General features: G+C 42.8%; 13 protein-coding genes. 5 read left to right on the top strand and 8 right to left on the bottom strand.

Annotated elements, in window-relative coordinates; translation table 11 throughout:
• Positions 1 to 12 precede the first annotated feature (12 nt).
• Positions 13 to 678 (bottom strand): GntR family transcriptional regulator, encoded by a 666-nt coding sequence (locus tag CW749_RS16250; protein ID WP_101113316.1) that lies wholly within the window; start codon positions 676 to 678, stop codon positions 13 to 15.
• A gap of 198 nt (positions 679 to 876) precedes the next feature.
• Entirely contained in the window at positions 877 to 2,289 is a 1,413-nt protein-coding gene (gene pykF, locus CW749_RS16245) for a pyruvate kinase PykF (RefSeq protein WP_101113315.1), read from the bottom strand.
• A 437-nt stretch (positions 2,290 to 2,726) separates the two neighbouring features.
• On the opposite strand from pykF, the gene CW749_RS16240 reads away from it, so the two are divergent.
• Both CW749_RS16240 and glmS read left to right on the top strand, forming a co-directional pair.
• Positions 2,727 to 3,491 carry a DeoR/GlpR family DNA-binding transcription regulator gene (locus CW749_RS16240; protein WP_101113314.1) on the top strand — a complete coding sequence of 255 codons (765 nt, stop codon included), beginning with the start codon at positions 2,727 to 2,729 and terminating at the stop codon, positions 3,489 to 3,491.
• 54 nt (positions 3,492 to 3,545) lie between these two features.
• Positions 3,546 to 5,381 carry a glutamine--fructose-6-phosphate transaminase (isomerizing) gene (glmS, locus tag CW749_RS16235; protein WP_101113313.1) on the top strand — a complete coding sequence of 612 codons (1,836 nt, stop codon included), beginning with the start codon at positions 3,546 to 3,548 and terminating at the stop codon, positions 5,379 to 5,381.
• A 77-nt stretch (positions 5,382 to 5,458) separates the two neighbouring features.
• On the opposite strand, the gene CW749_RS16230 is transcribed toward glmS, so the two are convergent.
• From CW749_RS16230 to CW749_RS16210, 6 genes are all read right to left on the bottom strand, one after another.
• Positions 5,459 to 5,698, bottom strand: a complete 240-nt coding sequence (locus CW749_RS16230; RefSeq protein ID WP_101113312.1) for a YdcH family protein — start codon at positions 5,696 to 5,698, stop codon at positions 5,459 to 5,461.
• A 198-nt stretch (positions 5,699 to 5,896) separates the two neighbouring features.
• Positions 5,897 to 6,970 (bottom strand): TRAP transporter substrate-binding protein, encoded by a 1,074-nt coding sequence (locus tag CW749_RS16225; RefSeq protein WP_101113311.1) that lies wholly within the window; start codon positions 6,968 to 6,970, stop codon positions 5,897 to 5,899.
• Positions 6,971 to 7,231: 261 nt separating this feature from the next.
• A complete protein-coding gene (locus tag CW749_RS28225) occupies positions 7,232 to 7,381 on the bottom strand; it encodes a hypothetical protein (protein ID WP_180958427.1) in 150 nt (49 codons plus the stop codon).
• A gap of 2 nt (positions 7,382 to 7,383) precedes the next feature.
• Complete coding sequence (locus CW749_RS16220) at positions 7,384 to 8,268, bottom strand: hypothetical protein (protein ID WP_101113310.1); 885 nt, start codon at positions 8,266 to 8,268, stop codon at positions 7,384 to 7,386.
• Between the two features lie 121 nt (positions 8,269 to 8,389).
• Positions 8,390 to 9,538 carry a histidine decarboxylase gene (locus tag CW749_RS16215; protein WP_101113309.1) on the bottom strand — a complete coding sequence of 383 codons (1,149 nt, stop codon included), beginning with the start codon at positions 9,536 to 9,538 and terminating at the stop codon, positions 8,390 to 8,392.
• A 188-nt stretch (positions 9,539 to 9,726) separates the two neighbouring features.
• On the bottom strand, positions 9,727 to 11,520 hold the full coding sequence (locus tag CW749_RS16210; RefSeq protein ID WP_101113308.1) for a GNAT family N-acyltransferase: 1,794 nt from the start codon (positions 11,518 to 11,520) through the stop codon (positions 9,727 to 9,729).
• Positions 11,521 to 12,334: 814 nt separating this feature from the next.
• Between CW749_RS16210 and CW749_RS16205 the strand changes: the two genes are divergently transcribed.
• The 3 genes from CW749_RS16205 to CW749_RS16195 all read left to right on the top strand — a co-directional run bounded on the left by CW749_RS16205 (position 12,335) and on the right by CW749_RS16195 (position 17,231).
• A complete protein-coding gene (locus tag CW749_RS16205; protein WP_101113307.1) occupies positions 12,335 to 15,127 on the top strand; it encodes a methyl-accepting chemotaxis protein in 2,793 nt (930 codons plus the stop codon).
• A gap of 134 nt (positions 15,128 to 15,261) precedes the next feature.
• Complete coding sequence (locus tag CW749_RS16200; protein WP_237322471.1) at positions 15,262 to 16,866, top strand: serine protease; 1,605 nt, start codon at positions 15,262 to 15,264, stop codon at positions 16,864 to 16,866.
• Positions 16,863 to 17,231, top strand: a complete 369-nt coding sequence (locus CW749_RS16195) for a hypothetical protein (RefSeq protein ID WP_101113305.1) — start codon at positions 16,863 to 16,865, stop codon at positions 17,229 to 17,231. The genes CW749_RS16200 and CW749_RS16195 overlap by 4 nt, the downstream gene beginning before the upstream one ends.
• Positions 17,232 to 17,235: the final 4 nt, after the last annotated feature.

Genomic DNA, 17,235 nt, shown 5'->3' with positions numbered 1-17,235 from the left:
TTAAAAGAGGGGTTATTCTTCTTCAGGCAAAACGGATTCAATTTTGCGTTGGGTATTGTCCAAGTGCTTGTCCATAACTTGAAGCGCTTGTGCTTCATTTTTGGCCAGAACCAGTTTCATCAAGCTTTCATGCTCGTCAATGTTAATGAAGGTATTTGACTCAAATTTATCTGAGTTTAATGCAACATAACGGTAACGCTTTAATTGATTATCGAGCTCAAGGAAAAAACCATACATGGTATGGGCGTCAGAGCCTTCTAATAATGCAGTATGGAAGCGTTGGTGGCGCTCTTCCCATTCTGAATTGTCGAATGCATTTTCCGTGTGTTGAATACGGGAAAGTTTATGGAATGCAGACAGTACTTCCAATTCCCAATTTTCGTCACCTTGTTGGATTGCCTTTTTAAGCAAATGAGCCGACGCAATTTTCATACTTTCAAATAAATCAGACAGTTCACTTTTCGTTACTGAAGAAACCCAGCAACCTTTTTGTGGTTCAAGTCGGACATATTTCTTCCAAGAAAGCTGAACTAATGCTTCACGAATAGGTGAAGCTCCTACTGCATATTTGTCCTTGAGTTCTGCTACAACTAGTTTTTGACCAGGGATAAGAACGCCATTTAAGATATCTTGGCGAATCATTTTTGACACTTTGTCAGTCAGAGTGGGGCTAGACACGATATCCTCATTAGTACTTCAATTGCATATTTATTGTAGTAGGCTTTTCGCACTGAGCTCACATTAAAATGTGTCTCACTTTTAACCACATACAGTTCAGTATGTTGAATAATACGCCATGCGGATTACTGGGGCAAGCTTGTTTCATAAAAAAAGAGGGCTTAAGCCCTCTTTTTATCAGATGTTAACTGTTTGATCTTACAGAACGTGTACCGATGCTGTGTTTGTTGTGCCGGATGCAACTAATGCACCTGATACCATAACAACGATGTCACCTTTTTTACCAAGACCAGATTCAAGCGCTAGCTCTTTACCGCGTACATAAAATGCATCTGTGTTGCTGATTTCTTCAACAACGACTGGTGTAACACCTTTAGTTAGAACAAGCTGAGCAGCAGTCTTCGTGTTTGTTGTTAGAGCAAGGATGTTCGCCGTAGGGAAGTACTTACGTACTGAACGAGCAGATTTACCGCCTTGCGTTGCAACAACAATAAGTGGTGCTGCTAGTTTTTCAGCTGTGTCTACCGCACCTTTACATACTGCTTCAGTGATACGAAGACGAGGGCTGTCTAAGCGAGAACCTAGCTCAGCTTCTAGCGCTGAATCTGTACGGTTCGCGATTTGAGCCATGATCGTTACTGCTTCTACAGGGTATTTACCTTTCGCAGTTTCGCCAGAAAGCATAACGGCATCAGTACCGTCCATTACTGCGTTGGCAACATCGCCTGCTTCCGCACGTGTTGGACGTGGGTTGTTGATCATAGAATCAAGCATTTGAGTGGCAGTGATAACCATCTTACGAGCACGGTTACACTTCTCGATCATCATTTTCTGAGCGAAGATAACTTCTTCTGCAGGAATTTCTACACCTAGATCGCCACGAGCAACCATGATGCCATCAGAAAGCTCAAGAATTTCGTCGAAGTTATCAACACCTTCTTGGTTTTCGATCTTAGAGATGATGTGGATGTATTCGCCGCCGTTTGCGTTTAGAAGCTCACGGATTTCACGAACGTCTTCTGCTTTACGAATAAAAGAAGCCGCAACGAAATCGACACCTTGCTCACAACCAAACTTAAGATCGGCTTTGTCTTTTTCAGATAGAGCAGGAAGTTTCACAGAAACGCCAGGAAGGTTAACACCTTTGTTTTCACCTAGTGCACCGTTGTTAAGCACTTTACACTTAACTTCAGTTTCAGTAGTTGCGATAACTTCCATTTCGATTAGACCATCGTCTACAAGAATAGTGTTACCAGCTGTCAGGTCATTAGCGAAACCTGCGTAAGTTACTGCAACTTTATCTTTGTCGCCAACAACTGTTGCGTCTGTAGTGAAAGTGAATTCTTGACCAGCTACTAGATCAACGTCGTCGCCGTTCTCTAGTTTGATAGTACGAATTTCTGGACCTTTAGTATCGAGAAGAATCGCTAGCTGGTTACCAGTGTCTTTCATTACTTGACGGAAGTTAGCAATGCGGTTGCCGTGTTCTTCGAAGTCACCGTGAGAGAAATTCAGGCGCATTACATTCATGCCTGCATCAACGAGCTCGCGTAGCTTCTCTACTGGTTCAGTTTTAGGGCCAATCGTACAAACGATTTTGGTCTTTTTCATGGAAAATACTCTCCGGTACGTATAGTTGCAATTTTAATTTGGGTGAACCAAAGGAAACGCTCATAAGAAAGAAAATGACAACATTTTCGTAAGTTGTGACTTTCTGTAACTTTAGACGTCAACGCCCTCTGGTATCGCAAAATCTTTCAACAAGTTTAGTGTGTATGAGCCTAAACGATATTGATGTAAGTAAATTTTTGCCTATTTAAATCAGCCTAACTGAAATTGATTGCAAAAAAATAACGTGAATTTCTGTAATTTTTTTTCTTTTAGGGTGCGGATTCTACCACCGAATTTCGTAATTATCACGGGTCTGGGTTGTCTTAGAACAAGGTTTTGACGCAAATTGATTTATTTTTTGCTGTAAAAAAAATAGACAATTATGTTTCAGATCGACTATATTTCTTTCAAAGTGAAACTTTAAGTATCGATTCGAAATGTCAAAGCGAAATACACAACTAAGAAGACACGCAATTTCCAAGCTTGTAGAAGAGTGCGGTGAGGTGAGTGTTGAAGAGCTATCCCATCAATTTGAGACCTCTGAAGTCACTATAAGGAAGGATCTGGCAACATTAGAGCAGAGCGGTCTTTTACTTCGTAGATATGGTGGTGCGATCGCACTGCCAAAAGAAACGGTTCATGATGACTTTCAAAGCAAAGTTTCAGTTCGTAAGGTTAAATTGGCGCAAGCTGCCGCTAAGTTAATAAGAGATCACAATCGAATTGTTATCGATAGTGGGAGCACGACGGGGGCGTTAATTCAGCAATTAAATGAAAAGAAAGGGTTGGTTGTCATGACCAATTCACTGAATGTTGCGAATTCTCTTAATGAGCTGGAAAGTGAACCTACTTTATTGATGACTGGAGGGACTTGGGATACACATTCTGAATCGTTTCAGGGGCAGGTCGCTGAATCTGTTTTACGTGCATATGACTTCGATCAGCTATTTATAGGTGCTGACGGTATTGATTTAGATCGAGGAACGACCAGTTTTAATGAATTACTGGGGCTGAGTAAAGTTATGGCAGATGTGTCTCGAGAAGTCATTGTGATGGTTGAATCTGAGAAGATTGGACGAAAAATACCAAATCTTGAGCTACCTTGGAAAGAGATAGATGTGCTTGTAACAGACGACCAGGTTAAGGCTGAGTCTGTTGCGATCATTGAATCTCATAACGTTAAAGTTATTCAAGTTAGCTAACTTGCTTGCTAGGTCGAAAGACCCCAAAAAATACAATTAGAAATCGGAGTTACTATGTGTGGAATTGTAGGCGCAGTTGCGCAACGCGATGTTGCTGAAATTTTGTTACAAGGATTACAACGACTGGAGTACCGAGGATACGATTCGGCTGGTATTGCGGTTATCGATGCCAATTCGAATATTCAGCGCTTACGAAAGGTTGGGAAGGTTCAGAACTTAGCAGATAGCATCGACTTGAATGCGTTTTCAGGTGGTACGGGGCTGGCTCATACTCGTTGGGCGACTCACGGTGAACCCTCTGAAGCCAATGCACACCCACACATGTCCAACGAACGCATCGCGGTTGTGCACAACGGTATTATTGAAAACCACCAGATATTGCGAGAAAAGCTACAAGCGCAAGGGTATCCATTCCATTCTCAAACGGACACTGAAGTCATCGCGCATCTTGTTGACCTTGAATTGAAGCAAGCCAGTTCATTGGTTGAAGCCGTTCAATCTGCTGTGAAGCAGTTAGAAGGGGCTTATGGAATGGTTGTTGTTGATCGAGAGCAACCGGAAAGGCTAGTTGTTGCGCGTTCAGGCAGCCCACTGGTTATTGGGCTAGGGGTTGGAGAAAACTTTTTGGCTTCCGATCAATTGGCTTTGTTGAATGTGACACGGCGTTTTATCTTCCTTGAGGAAGGTGATGTCGCTGAAATTACCCGCCGTGATGTAAATATTTTCGATGTGAACGGGGAGTCGGTCGAGAGAGAAGCGAAAGAGTCTACGGTTGAGCAAGATGCGGCGGACAAAGGTCAATACCGCCATTACATGCAAAAAGAGATACATGAACAACCTGTTGTTCTTAAAGACACCTTAGAAGGGCGAGTCACTGGTAACTCTATTCTTTTAGAATCGTTTGGCGCAAATAGCGCAGACATGTTTAACCAAGTTGAACATGTACAGATTGTCGCTTGTGGTACGTCATTTAATGCTGGCATGGTGGCGAAATATTGGTGTGAGTCATTGGCAAAAGTAAGTTGTGACATTGAAATTGCTTCTGAATTTCGATACCGCCCATTTGTTACTCGACCTAACAGCCTCCTCATTACCATCTCTCAATCAGGTGAAACCGCAGATACATTGGCGGCACTTCGCCTCGCAAAAGAGAAAGGTTACATGGCAGCAATGACGATCTGCAACGTGCCGGGTTCCTCTTTGGTTCGCGAATCTGATTTTGCTTTCATGACGCGCGCAGGAGCAGAAGTTGGGGTCGCATCAACTAAGGCATTCACAACTCAGCTCGCATCATTACTGATGTTTGTTACCGCACTGGGTAAGCAAAAAGGGACGATAGATCTCGCTAAAGAAGCGGAGATCGTTAAATCTCTTAATGAATTACCCGTTCAGCTGGAAAATGCACTAACAAGCAATGCAGTTATTGAATCGCTGGCGGAAGATTTCGCAGATAAACATCATTCTTTATTTTTAGGTCGAGGTGAATTCTTCCCTATCGCTGTTGAAGCAGCACTAAAACTTAAAGAGATTTCCTACATTCACGCTGAAGCTTATGCCGCAGGGGAGCTGAAGCATGGTCCCCTTGCTCTGATTGATGCTGAAATGCCAGTTATTGTTGTAGCGCCAAGCAATGATTTACTTGAAAAAGTTAAATCCAACATCGAAGAGGTGCGTGCGCGTGGTGGGCAGCTTTATGTCTTTGCTGATGCGGAAGCGGGCTTTGAAGAAAGCGATGGACTGAAAATCGTTACAATGCCACATGTCGACGAGGTGATTGCCCCCATTTTCTACACGGTGCCAATGCAGCTGTTGTCTTACCATGTTGCCTTGATTAAAGGGACAGATGTCGATCAGCCTCGTAACCTAGCGAAATCGGTGACGGTCGAATAACGGGCTATGCTCTAAGAAAACAAAAGAGCCATCTTTAAACTGATGGCTCTTTTCGTATAACGCAGACTCTATAAGTATTAGCTGCTAGTGATCTTTCTATATAAGGCGTCTTTTAGAAAAGCACGTTCACTTTTCATGCGGTGCATTTCATCGTCATCAATAGGAGCATTTCTGAGTTCTAACGTTCTAATCTCCTTATCTAGGGCGGTATACTTTTTGTTCTCTTCCGCAAATTCAGCATCGGACTGCATCAGTTCTACAATTGTCGTTTCCAACTCAGGAAAATCGACGATTAAACTATGATCTTCTCCTAGCATATTTATCACCTCGTCATTTATGGTTGCACAATACTTTTCAAGGTCATACTTGAGTGGCTATTGATAGATTACCTCATACCTGAATCTCTGTTTTGAGTATGAAGGTAAAAATGACTCCTCGGCTTTTAAGCGTGCTCTAAACAGAAAAAGAACCGTCAATGCGGCTCTTTTTCTTTGTGTTTTTTAGGTTGGATTATCTTACTGTTGATCGGAATTGAGGTAAGCTTTCAGCGATATATCGGTCCATGCTCTCGCCTTCTTCAAATAGTCTGCTTGAGATTGAATGATTTCTTTTGCAAGCGCGTCTTTGTTGGCTTGCTCTTGCAGCAACTCATCAGTGGCGCTGCGCATGGCTTTAAGTACTGAAGGCGGGAAATCACGTACTTTAATGTCTGGGTATTCGCTTTTCATTGTTGCCCAACTATTGGCGTTTGCATCCAGTGCTTGGTTATACATATCGAAAGCGGTCACTCGGAATGCCGTTTCTAAAATAACCTGAAGATCTTTAGGTAGCTTTTCCCACACTCTTTTATTCACTAGAAATTGGGTTTCACTTCCAGGCTCATGCCATGCTGAATAGTAGTAAGGGGCAATTTTCTGAAAACCCATACGTAAATCGAATGCCGGCCCAACCCATTCGAGCGCATCAATTGTGCCTCGTTCCAATGAAGTATAAAGCTCACCTGGTGCGATATTGGTTGGTTTTGCGCCAATTCGAGCCATCACCTCGCCAGCAAACCCTGGAATGCGGATCTTTAAGCCTTTTAGATCGTCGACGGAATTGATTTCTTTTTTAAACCAGCCACCCATTTGAATGTCGGAATTGCCGCCGGGGAAAGAAAGCAAGTTATGAGGAGCGTACACCTGCTGCATGAGCTCCATGCCTCCGCCTCGGTAAAACCACGCGTATTGCTCTGTAGACATCATGCCAAATGGCATAGAAGAGAAATACAATGTGTTTGGCACTTTACCTTTCCAGTAATAAGAGCTGGAATGCCCCAGATCGTATTGACCTGATTTGACCATATCAAAAATGCCCAGAGGTGCTTTGTGCTTGTTTGCCGAGTCCACGCGAATATCGAGGCGACCATTGGACATTTCTTTTGCTAATTTCGCCATATTTTTAGTGGCGTCTCCAAGTATTGGGGTATTCGGTCCCCAAGTTTCAGCCAACTTTAATCGGTAGATCTTTTCAGCAGTACTTGCACTTAACGGTAAAGATATTGCGGCTAAGGCAATGAGCACTTTGGCGGCACATTGTTTTATTGTCATTGTTATTCATCCTGTTCCATGGTTTTTAGCCAGCATAAAGACAAATAATGAAGAATAAAAATAATGCGCTAGAGCTTTGATTAATTGATTATTCTTACGAATTCTGTTTGGTAAGGCGATAAAGATAATTGTGCTAGAAAGGGTGGGATATCAAGCCAGAATATTGTTCTTAACTAGTGCTTTATGTGGAATTCAAAGTGATATGAACATCACTTTTAAGGTAAGTTGCCCCTCAGAGATATGAGGGGCAACTGAATCAGTTTAGGCTAAAGTCGGGTTCATCCCCGGACAAGTACCTCTAAGGATGACATCTTCGAACGCAAGCTCATCGGCATCTGAAGGTGCTTTTAGAGTTACAAAGCTGCTAGCTGAAGCTGTAAACTCAAAAGCTATCGCCGCCTTAAATTTCAAATTTAATACTCCACCTTATTGACTTGCAATACAAAGTCTTGACCTTGCTCTCGAGTCACGCTGCCAGAAACATAAGCTGGAAAGTAGTTACCTTTGTTGTCGGGAACACCAACCTTGGCATTGTTGAAAGTACAGCTGACTGGTGTTTTTTCTGTGATTGGAGAGGCTGATATACAGTTTCTGACCAATTCTCTTTTGTTATTAATTACACCATCAGTAGGCTCGCTACAGTATCGAGTGTCTATATTCGCAACCTGTATATCCGCGATGGACTTAGGCGAGCTCTCCGTAATTTTTACTGAGGTAGGTAAAGCTACTGTGCATTGAAGCGGAAGTTCCGCTAAGTACATGGCTTCTGAGTTTGATGGTCTAAAATCTTGATAACTGCTGCCACTACCAATAGCAACGACAGAATAGAGCTCTACCTTGTTGATAGTGGTATTCACGAATTCTGGTTTGCTATCCTCGACCCATTTTTGATACGACTCGACCGGTGGGAGATCGTATTGGACACGAAGGGTGGGTTTAAAATAAAACTGCTCGCCTGTAGCTAAGTTACCTTGCGACTCTCCTTCCCAAGTATGGTAGGCATAACCGCTTAATGCATCGATGGTTTGCTGACATTGGGCTGAACTGGAGGTTAATGTCGTATCCACCGACCCGCTGAAGGCGCTAGGGTGTACTCTAGAAAGGATCCTTGATTGTTGCTCTTGTGTTCCCCAATAAGAACTGACCAATTCGGTGTTGCTATAACCTCTATTTAAGTGAATTTCGCCACAATTACTTTTGGCTGTAGGGTGAGTGGAAGAGTTGGTATCCCCGCTTCCACCACCGCAACCGACTAACACAATACTTGAGAAAGATGCCGCTATAACCGCCTTATTCACTCTATACCCTTAATTTGTTGAATATAAAAATTAAGGGGACAATATCAACCCTAAGAGCTTAATGGCATATAAATGAGAATGATTACACTTTGTTGCTTTTAAAAATCACACCATTCTCAAGTTAGCTGCATGTAGGCTGAAGACTGAGAGTATCTTCTGCAACATCTTCAATCAGTTGCTCTAATAGTTCGGTGTTATCGATCATGTGTCCTGTAATGATGAGATGTGCATGCTTAGCTGAATTCGCAAGCCCATACTTACGCCATACGGCTTCTGTAGGTGTTGGGAATACCACAATAACAGAGTTTGGGTTACACCAAGCCGCAACGCCTTTGTTCTGAAGTTTTTCTACGGCGTATTCGGCTAACCTAAGGCAGCGTTTAACGCGTAACTCTTTTTCCTGTTCAGTGCTACTTTTGATGGCATGCCACATCATTAATGGTGTTAAGCCATTACGGGATCCTGTAATGGTTTTGTCGATAGCGACAATGTAATCCACGGCAACGCTGATATTGTCTACGTAGGATTTCTTGGTGAGCACAATGCCACAAGGAATAGGAGCCCCAATCATCTTATGACCAGAAACAGAAATGGAGTCGATACCATCAGAGAAGCAGTATTGCTGTGGGGTGTCGACAAAAGGTAGGATCATGCCATGAAAAGCCGCATCGGCATGAAGGTAGTATTCGTCCCTTTGGAAACCAGCGCTCGATAAGATGCGCTTAATTTTGCTGAGGTCATCCGTAGCGCCGTATAGAGTTGTGCCAATATTAGCGAATATTATTGGGTTGGCTTTTCCATTCGAAGCAATGTGTTTTTCAAGATCGCTGTAATCCATTTCGCCATTTGGAAGGCTTTTTACGACTCGGTGTTCAATTCTTAATAGGCGAACGATTTTTGCGACAGAGTAGTGCGTATCTTCCGAGAAATATAAGATACCGTTGGGGAACATTTCGCGCGCTAGGTAGCACCCATACATATTGCCTTCCGTACCACCATTGGTCACGTACCCCCAAGACTCATCAAAGGGCAATTGAAACTTATCTGCAAAATACGCCATCACTTCTTTTTCGAAGTAAAAAGAATTCAATCGGTAGTTTGATGTTTCAGCCCAATCTCCACAGTTATTAAATGAAAACTGCCAGAACTCATCGAGCTCTTTGTAGTTAAAGTCTGCTGCAACAGGGTAACCAATATTGTTGTATTGGTGTGTTTTGCAGTATTCAAAGAATTCTTGAAGCGTTTGCTGGTCCTGAGGAGATAATGCCATTTATATACATCCATTTACATATGTGCGTGCGTCTAGTAAAGATGCTAGCAATTGATGTAAGAGTGAACAATAAATGTAACTTGATTGACATATCTCTACTTGAGTTGGCTGTGTAAATTTATTTTTACGGTCTTTAAGCCGAACGCCTAGCGTCCGGCTTAGTATTGATTCTTCAATGTTATTCGCATTTAATTATGCTCATTGGAGGCGTGCCTTGTTAGATAGCACTGCGCGTTCTCTAGCCCCATATACCTTGCCAATGTTTTTATTGGTACATTTCGAAGATCAACAAGAATTAGCCCATCAAGCGCATTGTTGAATGCAGGATCGACGTTGAAGCTGACTAATTTTCCGTTGAGAGCAAGATATTGGCGCAGCAATACTGGTAACGTCTTCCCATCATCTATTCTAGCGATCACTCTAGAGAGAAGTTGAAGATCTCCTAGTGCCGCAAGCATACTGGGGTTCCACACACTGCTTTCATCTTTCAGAGGGTTAGTGGGTTTAACATAATGCGCGCTATCTGTATCGTAATGGTGCATTGTCATCGTTTCAGCAAGTAGCTTTCTTGCTTTGTCACTGTAATCGTTGCTGATACTCACTGGACCAAAAAGGTGGGTGTATTCAGGGTTTCGCTGAATGTATGTTCCGATCCCTTTCCATAACAATAATAAAGCGCTCATACTGCGTTGGTAATCCTTGGCGATAACCGAACGCCCCATTTCAATACATTTGCCGTTTTTGCTCATTTTTTGAATGAATCGTTGTTTATACTGGAACAAGGTTCGAGAGTAGAGTGCATTGAGCCCACCGTTTTGCATTAGGTGATCAACAACGCCAAGGCGATAGGCACCTACTAGGCACTTTTTATCGTTATCCCAAACAAATAAGTGCAGATACTCCTTATCAAAGGCATCTAAATCTAGCTCTCGCCTCGTGCCTTCCCCTACCAACCGAAAATTCTCTTCTCTCATTCGACCGATTTCATGTAAAAGGGCTGGGATACGTTTTGAATGGCAACAATATACGGAGAATTGATTGCTATCCAAAAGATGCGCTTCATCTGGAAGGCTTTTCAGGTCGTCTAATAGCTCGTGTACTGGAAGCTGAGGCGCAATTGGAATGGCATTACTATATATATCTCCGGTTGTTGAAGGAGAGGTGTAGTGCTTAATTGAATTTGCTGGTTTCAAAAGATAAGTATTTAGGCGCAGATAATTGATCAGCTGAGAGTCACAAAGGGAGTGAACTTCTTTGTACTGAATGGCGTCGCCAATGCTGATTCCGATATTACATTGACGTTTGTTCAGTAGCTCTCGTCCTAGCATTAGCGTACGGAGCAAGGGATGAATCTTTCCAGCCATGTAGAAACGACGAGAGTTTTGACCATCAATAAAGCATGGCACTGTGGCAGCTTTGTTCTTTTTGATGAGAGAGCTGACAGAACGACTCCACTCTTTGTCTTGTATTTGCGCTTTTGCCCGTTTTCTTTCTATCCGAGACACTTCTCCCGCTGGGAAAACCAGCAGTATCCCTTCATTGGCTAAGTGCCGGTGTGCTTGACGCAATGCTTTGAGGTTCGCTTTGTGAGCTTCTCGACCTTCAAATACATCCACGCCAATGAATAGCTTATCCAATTCTGGCACCGTTTTAAGATACTGGTTTGCCAAAATTTGAACATCAGATCGAATTGTCAGAAGAAGCTCTGCCAGTATTACCCCTTCGACACACCCAAGTGGATGGTTAGCAACCACAACGGTTGCCCCCGATTTCGGAACTTTTTCTAATGTGCCTTGCAAAAGCTGATATTCAATCCCCAACTTCTCCAATGTGAAACGAAGGAATTGCGTGGTATCACATCCTACTGGACGTTGAGCATAGAATTTGTCGAGTTGATTGAGCCCTGTTGCCCATTCTGCAACGGCTTCACCAATTCCAAATGGGGTTTTCCTTGGGATTTTGAATGGACTGCTTACTGTCATGCGAACCTCTAATCAATTTTTAAGAGCGTAAGTTTGGGAGTTCAACCATTTACATCTAATGCGCTTTAACTACCTAATCCATTGATGAACCGACTAATTAAGGCGCTTGAATGAGAGAACCTTACGTCTGCACATTTATGGAGGAGGCAAGGTTATGCTATGACGGAGAAGTGACAATTTGGCTTCGATTACAAGTCGAAAAAATGACAGTGTGGATTTCATTAAGGCAGCAAGATCATTTTGGATCTTCTTGCTTAGACGCAATAATCAGCAAAAGTGTGTAAAAATGTAACGATGATAAATTTTGAAACGCTAAAAAATAACTCAGTCGCAAAATGCTGAATAATTCATCGTACTTATATTTGAATATGCTAATTTAGATATGTGGCTCATGAGATAAGCCCATTTCCACACTAGTACAACATAATGATATCTCGCTTACTGCTGCTTGGATGGCGGGCATGTTAAGATTTCTTGCTCGCCAATTTACCCCTTCTTATATTTCCTCCTAGCTCTTCCATCTAGTTACCTTTTATCTTTAATCTTTCTTAAATATCTAATTTCCGTGCCTCATTACACTTGGCATTTGTACTTTTCATTTTTCGAAATGATGATGTAAATAAATCTGAAATAAATTACTGATTATAAAAGTGTTTCAACGTGTTTCTGCTTATTGAAACTTGATTGTTAATTAGGTCTCATGTCTATTGATATAAATATTTTTACCGCACGATGATGTTTTTGATTTCCCATCAGTTAAGCGTCATTAGAAGTGTAAAAGCTGGCTTGGATAAGCGGATTCAGCGGAGTAATCATGGGACGATTCATCAATAGATTTAAACTTTCAAATGTCATCATTGGCGCGCTTCTTTTTATTGGGCTGATTCCAGCTTTAATTTTAGGCTTATGGTCATCTGGATTGGCAGAAGAGGCGCTAAGAGAGCGTTCATATGATCAATTGGATACGGTTCGAAGTATTAAGCAATCGCAAATAGAAAACTTCTTTAAAGAGCGCGAAGGGGATATGGATGTTCTCACTGAAGTCGCCAACACTTTGCAACTGGAAGCATTTCGAAAGCTCAGCGCGGTTAATCAATCCCAAAGGCAACAGCTTGTTGATTACTTAGAACAACTCAAATCAGGTTTATCCCTTCTTGCAGAATCAAAGATGGCTGAAGAAGCTTTACAGATGTTTTCACATGCTTCCTACGGGGATGGGATGTGGGAGTTTCATGCCATTATGTTTGAAGATGAAATTGATGCGTATGTAAAGCATTTTGGTTGGTATGACGTCTTCATGATTACGCCAAATGGGCAAATCATGTACACCAGCGCTCGTGAATCGGACCTAGGACAAAATTTAGACTCTGAGATGTTAACTCATTCGGGTTTAGCAAAGGCATATCGCCAAGCGGTAGATAAGAACATCGATGAAGGGCAAGTTGTGGTCGGTGATTTTACCCTCTACGAGCCTTCTAATAATGAACCAGCTGGCTTCTTTCTTTCCGCAGTCAAAGACATATCCGGCAATGTGGCTGGGTATGTAGCGCTTCAATTCCCCATTAACAAGATTAACCACATTGTTAGCCAATCACAGGGAATGGGGAGTACAGGGGAAACCTATTTAGTGGGGCCTGATAAGCTCATGCGTTCTGACTCCAAGCTCGATCCTACAGGGCATTCTGTTGTAGCGTCTTTCAAAAACAACACCCAGGTAAATACCGATGCTGTAGAGATGGGGCTAGAAGGTCAAAGCGGACAAGGCATTTTCAAAGATTATAACGGTAACTTGGTATTATCTGTGTGGGACATCATCAATGTTTCAGATGAACTGAGTTGGGTTATGGTGACTGAAAAAGATGTTGCCGAATCATTTGTGCCTAAAAACAATGGTGGTATAGATTTTTATAGTCAGTACATAGAAAAGTATGGCTACTATGATCTCTTCTTAATCGAACCAAACGGTGAAGTTTTTTATACCGTAGCAAAAGAGTCGGACTACCAATCCAACATTCTGACAGGTGAGTATTCAGGTTCAAATTTAGGTGAACTCACTCGAAAAGTGTTAGATAACCAGCAATATCACATCGCGGACTTCGAACCTTACGCGCCATCTAATGGCGACCCTGCTGCGTTTATTGGTCAGCCAGTTTTGGATAACCAAGGCAACACCGTAATGGTGGTTGCACTTCAGTTATCGATAGATGCGATCAATAACGTCATGCAGCTAAGAACAGGAATGGGGGAGACCGGAGAGTCTTACTTAGTTGGACAAGACTTTCGCATGCGATCCAACTCGTTTTTAGATCCAGAAGGTAGGACAGTAAGCGCCTCATTTGCAGGGAACGTGAAAAACAATGGTGTTAAAACAGAAGCCACCATGGAAGCGTTCCAAGGCAAGTCCGGAGATAAAATCATCGAAGACTACAATGGCAATCGCGTCCTTTCCTCCTATTCGTCTTTAGATATTGGTGATTTTACTTGGGCATTAGTGGCAGAAGTCGATGAGTCGGAAGCTTTTTCGGCGGTGAATACCATTCGTACAAGCATCTGGACTCTACTGGCTATCACCGTGGTACTTACTGTTGGCTTTGCTATCTATCTCGCGAATACCATTAAGCGACCTCTTGGCGGCGAACCTAAAGAAATGATTCAATTAGCTCGGCAAATTGCTAATGGTGATTTAACGCATCATTTTGATCAGAAAGTCTCTTCCGAAACGCTGTATGGCGCATTGCGCGATATGTCTAAAAAGCTGACGGCGCTCATTGCTCATATTCAGCAGGCTTCGAATTCATTGGCGTCGACGGCGGAAGAAACATCCGTTGCGTCAGAGCAAACGACGACGGCGGTAAGCCATCAACATCAGGATACTGAAATGGTCGCGACGGCTATCAATCAAATGTCGAGCACGATAGCGGATGTTTCCAGAAGTACTGCCGGTGCTGCGAGTGCTGCACAAGATGCCCACACCAAGAGTAATTCAGGTCAGAAGGTATTAACCGATAGCGAAGCAGCCTTGAATCAACTGGTTGAAGATGTGAAATCCACGAATGAAAACATGCTCGAGCTCAAGAGTAAGAGTGGAGAAATTGGTCATGTGCTTACAGTGATTCAAGAAATTGCAGAGCAAACCAATCTCCTTGCATTGAATGCAGCCATTGAGGCGGCTCGTGCTGGTGAATCCGGAAGGGGTTTTGCCGTCGTTGCAGATGAAGTTAGAACCCTTGCTCAGCGCACGCAAACGTCCGCTTCTGATATTCAAACTATGATCACTGCCGTTCAAAAAGCCGCTGACTCAGCGACAAGTAATATGGCGAAAAGTAAAGAACAAGCCAATATCACTGCTGAGTTTTCCGAACGCACCAGGCAAGCATTTATTGAGATAACAGAGTCTATAGAGCAAATAGACGACATGATGACGCAAGTTTCAGCCGCGTCGGAGCAACAATCTCAAGTAACGGAAGAGGTGAATCAGAGTGTTTTACGCATCAGTGAGGCGTCTATGCAAACTGCCGCCAGTGCCGAACAGCTATCGGGTGCCAGCCAAGAAGTTGCCCAATCCGCTGAAAACCTGAGTGAATACACGCATCAGTTTAAGGTTTAGGTGCGATCAGTGGCTCAAAATTTTATTAATAAACAGTGATAAGCGTAGTTTTTTACAAAAGAATCAATTCCTGTTTTATCAATGATTGATAAGTTCTAACTTGAATAAAAAGACACATGGATAACAACGTGAAAATGAAAAATACAGTTTTGGTTTTAGGGATAGTAAGCGCATTTAATACTGCCGCCTCTTCTGATCAGCCAGTGAGAACCCCCACTTCACCGGAAAGAATTATCGGTGGTAGCAAATCCACCGAAGGTGAATGGCCGTTTATGGCGGCTTTAGTTGCTAAAGGAAAAGATGCCTTTTTAGGGCAATCATGTGGAGGAAGTTTCCTCGGTGATCGGTATGTTTTAACGGCTGCTCACTGTGTTGATGGGGTAAACCCTGAAGAGTTGGATGTCATCGTTGGAATTCATGATCTTAAAAAAGCGAGTTCTCAAGGAACTAGGGTTGGCATTCAAAGTATCTATTCACACGAGCTTTACAGCAACCAAACACTGAATTATGACGTTGCGGTTATTGAGCTCGACCAAGCGATTAACTCAGATAAAGTCTTACTCGCTGCTAATAACCAAGAGCCTTCTAATGGAGAAACCGTCACGGTTATTGGTTGGGGTAATCAGCAACCTAACAGTGATCTGAAAGGCATTTTCCCTTACGAACTGTATGATGTGGATTTGCCGATTGTTTCCCGTTCTACATGCAAAGCATTGGGTGGGTTATACAACAACATTAATCAAGCTGCTATATGTGCGGGCTTCTCCTATGGCGGAAAAGATGCTTGCCAAGGTGACAGTGGTGGTCCATTAGTTCAAGACCTCAATGGAACACCGACTCAAGTGGGCGTAGTCAGTTGGGGTGAAGGTTGTGCTCAAGCAGGAAAGTATGGGGTCTACGCAAACGTTGCTTACTTAAATAGTTGGATCAACGATCAAATGAATGGTGTCAGCTACCGCCAGAATGTGTACTTTGGCTTTAATCAAGCTGGAAACAAACTGTCTAAAACGGTGACGATTAAAAATAATGAATTGACCCCTTTTCGCGTATCCAGTGTCTCCTCTTCTGATACGAGTCAAATGAGAGTCATCGAGAACCAATGTGAGACAGCTGGCGATCTCCAACAAGGTGAAAGCTGTAATGTTAGCGTTGAAGTGACGGTTCCTTTAGGTAAAGGGGAATCTGAAATTATTGCAAGTACCACTCATGCTGATAAAAGCGAGTTGAAAACTAAATTACACACATATGGTTTAGTTGCCGCAAGCAGTGACGTGAAAAATGTTGCTGGGTTAGGAAGCGCTGTTTATGCGAACGCCTCACCGTGGGAAGTATATTCCACTGATACGTTAAAAGCAGGTAGCACACCACGAGGGCAGAGCTCTTTGCTGCGAATCGAAAATATAGAGAAAGGTGAGCTTACGTTTGACGCTAGAATATGGGCTCAAAAAGATCTAGGTTATTTCAAAATGTACGTGAATGGCCAATTTGAGTTTGAGTACTCGGGGCATGAAACGAGTTATTACTCCTATCGTGTGCCCCTGAGTCAAGACAATAATGATGTGATGTTTATCTATGAAAGAGGGGCCATCGGTTACTCTTCAGACTACGATACTGTGTACATCCAAAATATTAAATTGAGTACGCCTAATTCAGGATCTTCAGGTGGTAGCCTTTCGTTTGGCTGGCTCTTATTGCTATTGCCTTTCGCTATATTTAGAAATAGGAGAACACACCAGTGAAAATAGTAAAGATGCTCGTTGCTGCAATAGCTTTTACTGGGCTTGCAGGCTGCGCGATTGAGACCGCTCCAAATGTGTCCGTAAATACTGTTGAAGGGACGGTTGAGCCGTTGGTTTCATCAAAGCGTTGGGAGCATCTATTGATGTTCGTCGCGCAATCAACAGGGTGTACGGATGACAAAAGCTTTGAACTTCAAATTGATAAAGTGGAAGCGGGTAAAGTCAGTGTTAGTGTTATCCGAACAAAGCCGGACTATTGTAGAAGAGCACCGATGTACGAGGAATTTCAGCTCTCATTGCCTCCTCAATTGAAGGACGTAGAAGTCAAGGTGTTGAACCCAGAGGCGGTTACTTCCGTGAAATAATAGT

It is taken from the genome of Vibrio sp. vnigr-6D03, from assembly GCF_002835515.1.
GTDB lineage: Bacteria > Pseudomonadota > Gammaproteobacteria > Enterobacterales > Vibrionaceae > Vibrio > Vibrio penaeicida.
This window is presented reverse-complemented; position numbering and strand designations above follow the sequence as displayed.

Bases quoted from the DNA above. Each gene is read 5' to 3' on its own strand.
- CW749_RS16210 (WP_101113308.1), bottom strand. From the start codon at position 11,520: ATGACAGTAAGCAGTCCATTCAAAATCCCAAGGAAAACCCCATTTGGA.
- CW749_RS16205 (WP_101113307.1), top strand. From the start codon at position 12,335: ATGGGACGATTCATCAATAGATTTAAACTTTCAAATGTCATCATTGGC.
- pykF (WP_101113315.1), bottom strand. From the start codon at position 2,289: ATGAAAAAGACCAAAATCGTTTGTACGATTGGCCCTAAAACTGAACCA.
- CW749_RS16240 (WP_101113314.1), top strand. From the start codon at position 2,727: ATGTCAAAGCGAAATACACAACTAAGAAGACACGCAATTTCCAAGCTT.
- glmS (WP_101113313.1), top strand. From the start codon at position 3,546: ATGTGTGGAATTGTAGGCGCAGTTGCGCAACGCGATGTTGCTGAAATT.
- CW749_RS16230 (WP_101113312.1), bottom strand. From the start codon at position 5,698: ATGCTAGGAGAAGATCATAGTTTAATCGTCGATTTTCCTGAGTTGGAA.
- CW749_RS16225 (WP_101113311.1), bottom strand. From the start codon at position 6,970: ATGACAATAAAACAATGTGCCGCCAAAGTGCTCATTGCCTTAGCCGCA.
- CW749_RS16215 (WP_101113309.1), bottom strand. From the start codon at position 9,538: ATGGCATTATCTCCTCAGGACCAGCAAACGCTTCAAGAATTCTTTGAA.
- CW749_RS16200 (WP_237322471.1), top strand. From the start codon at position 15,262: ATGAAAAATACAGTTTTGGTTTTAGGGATAGTAAGCGCATTTAATACT.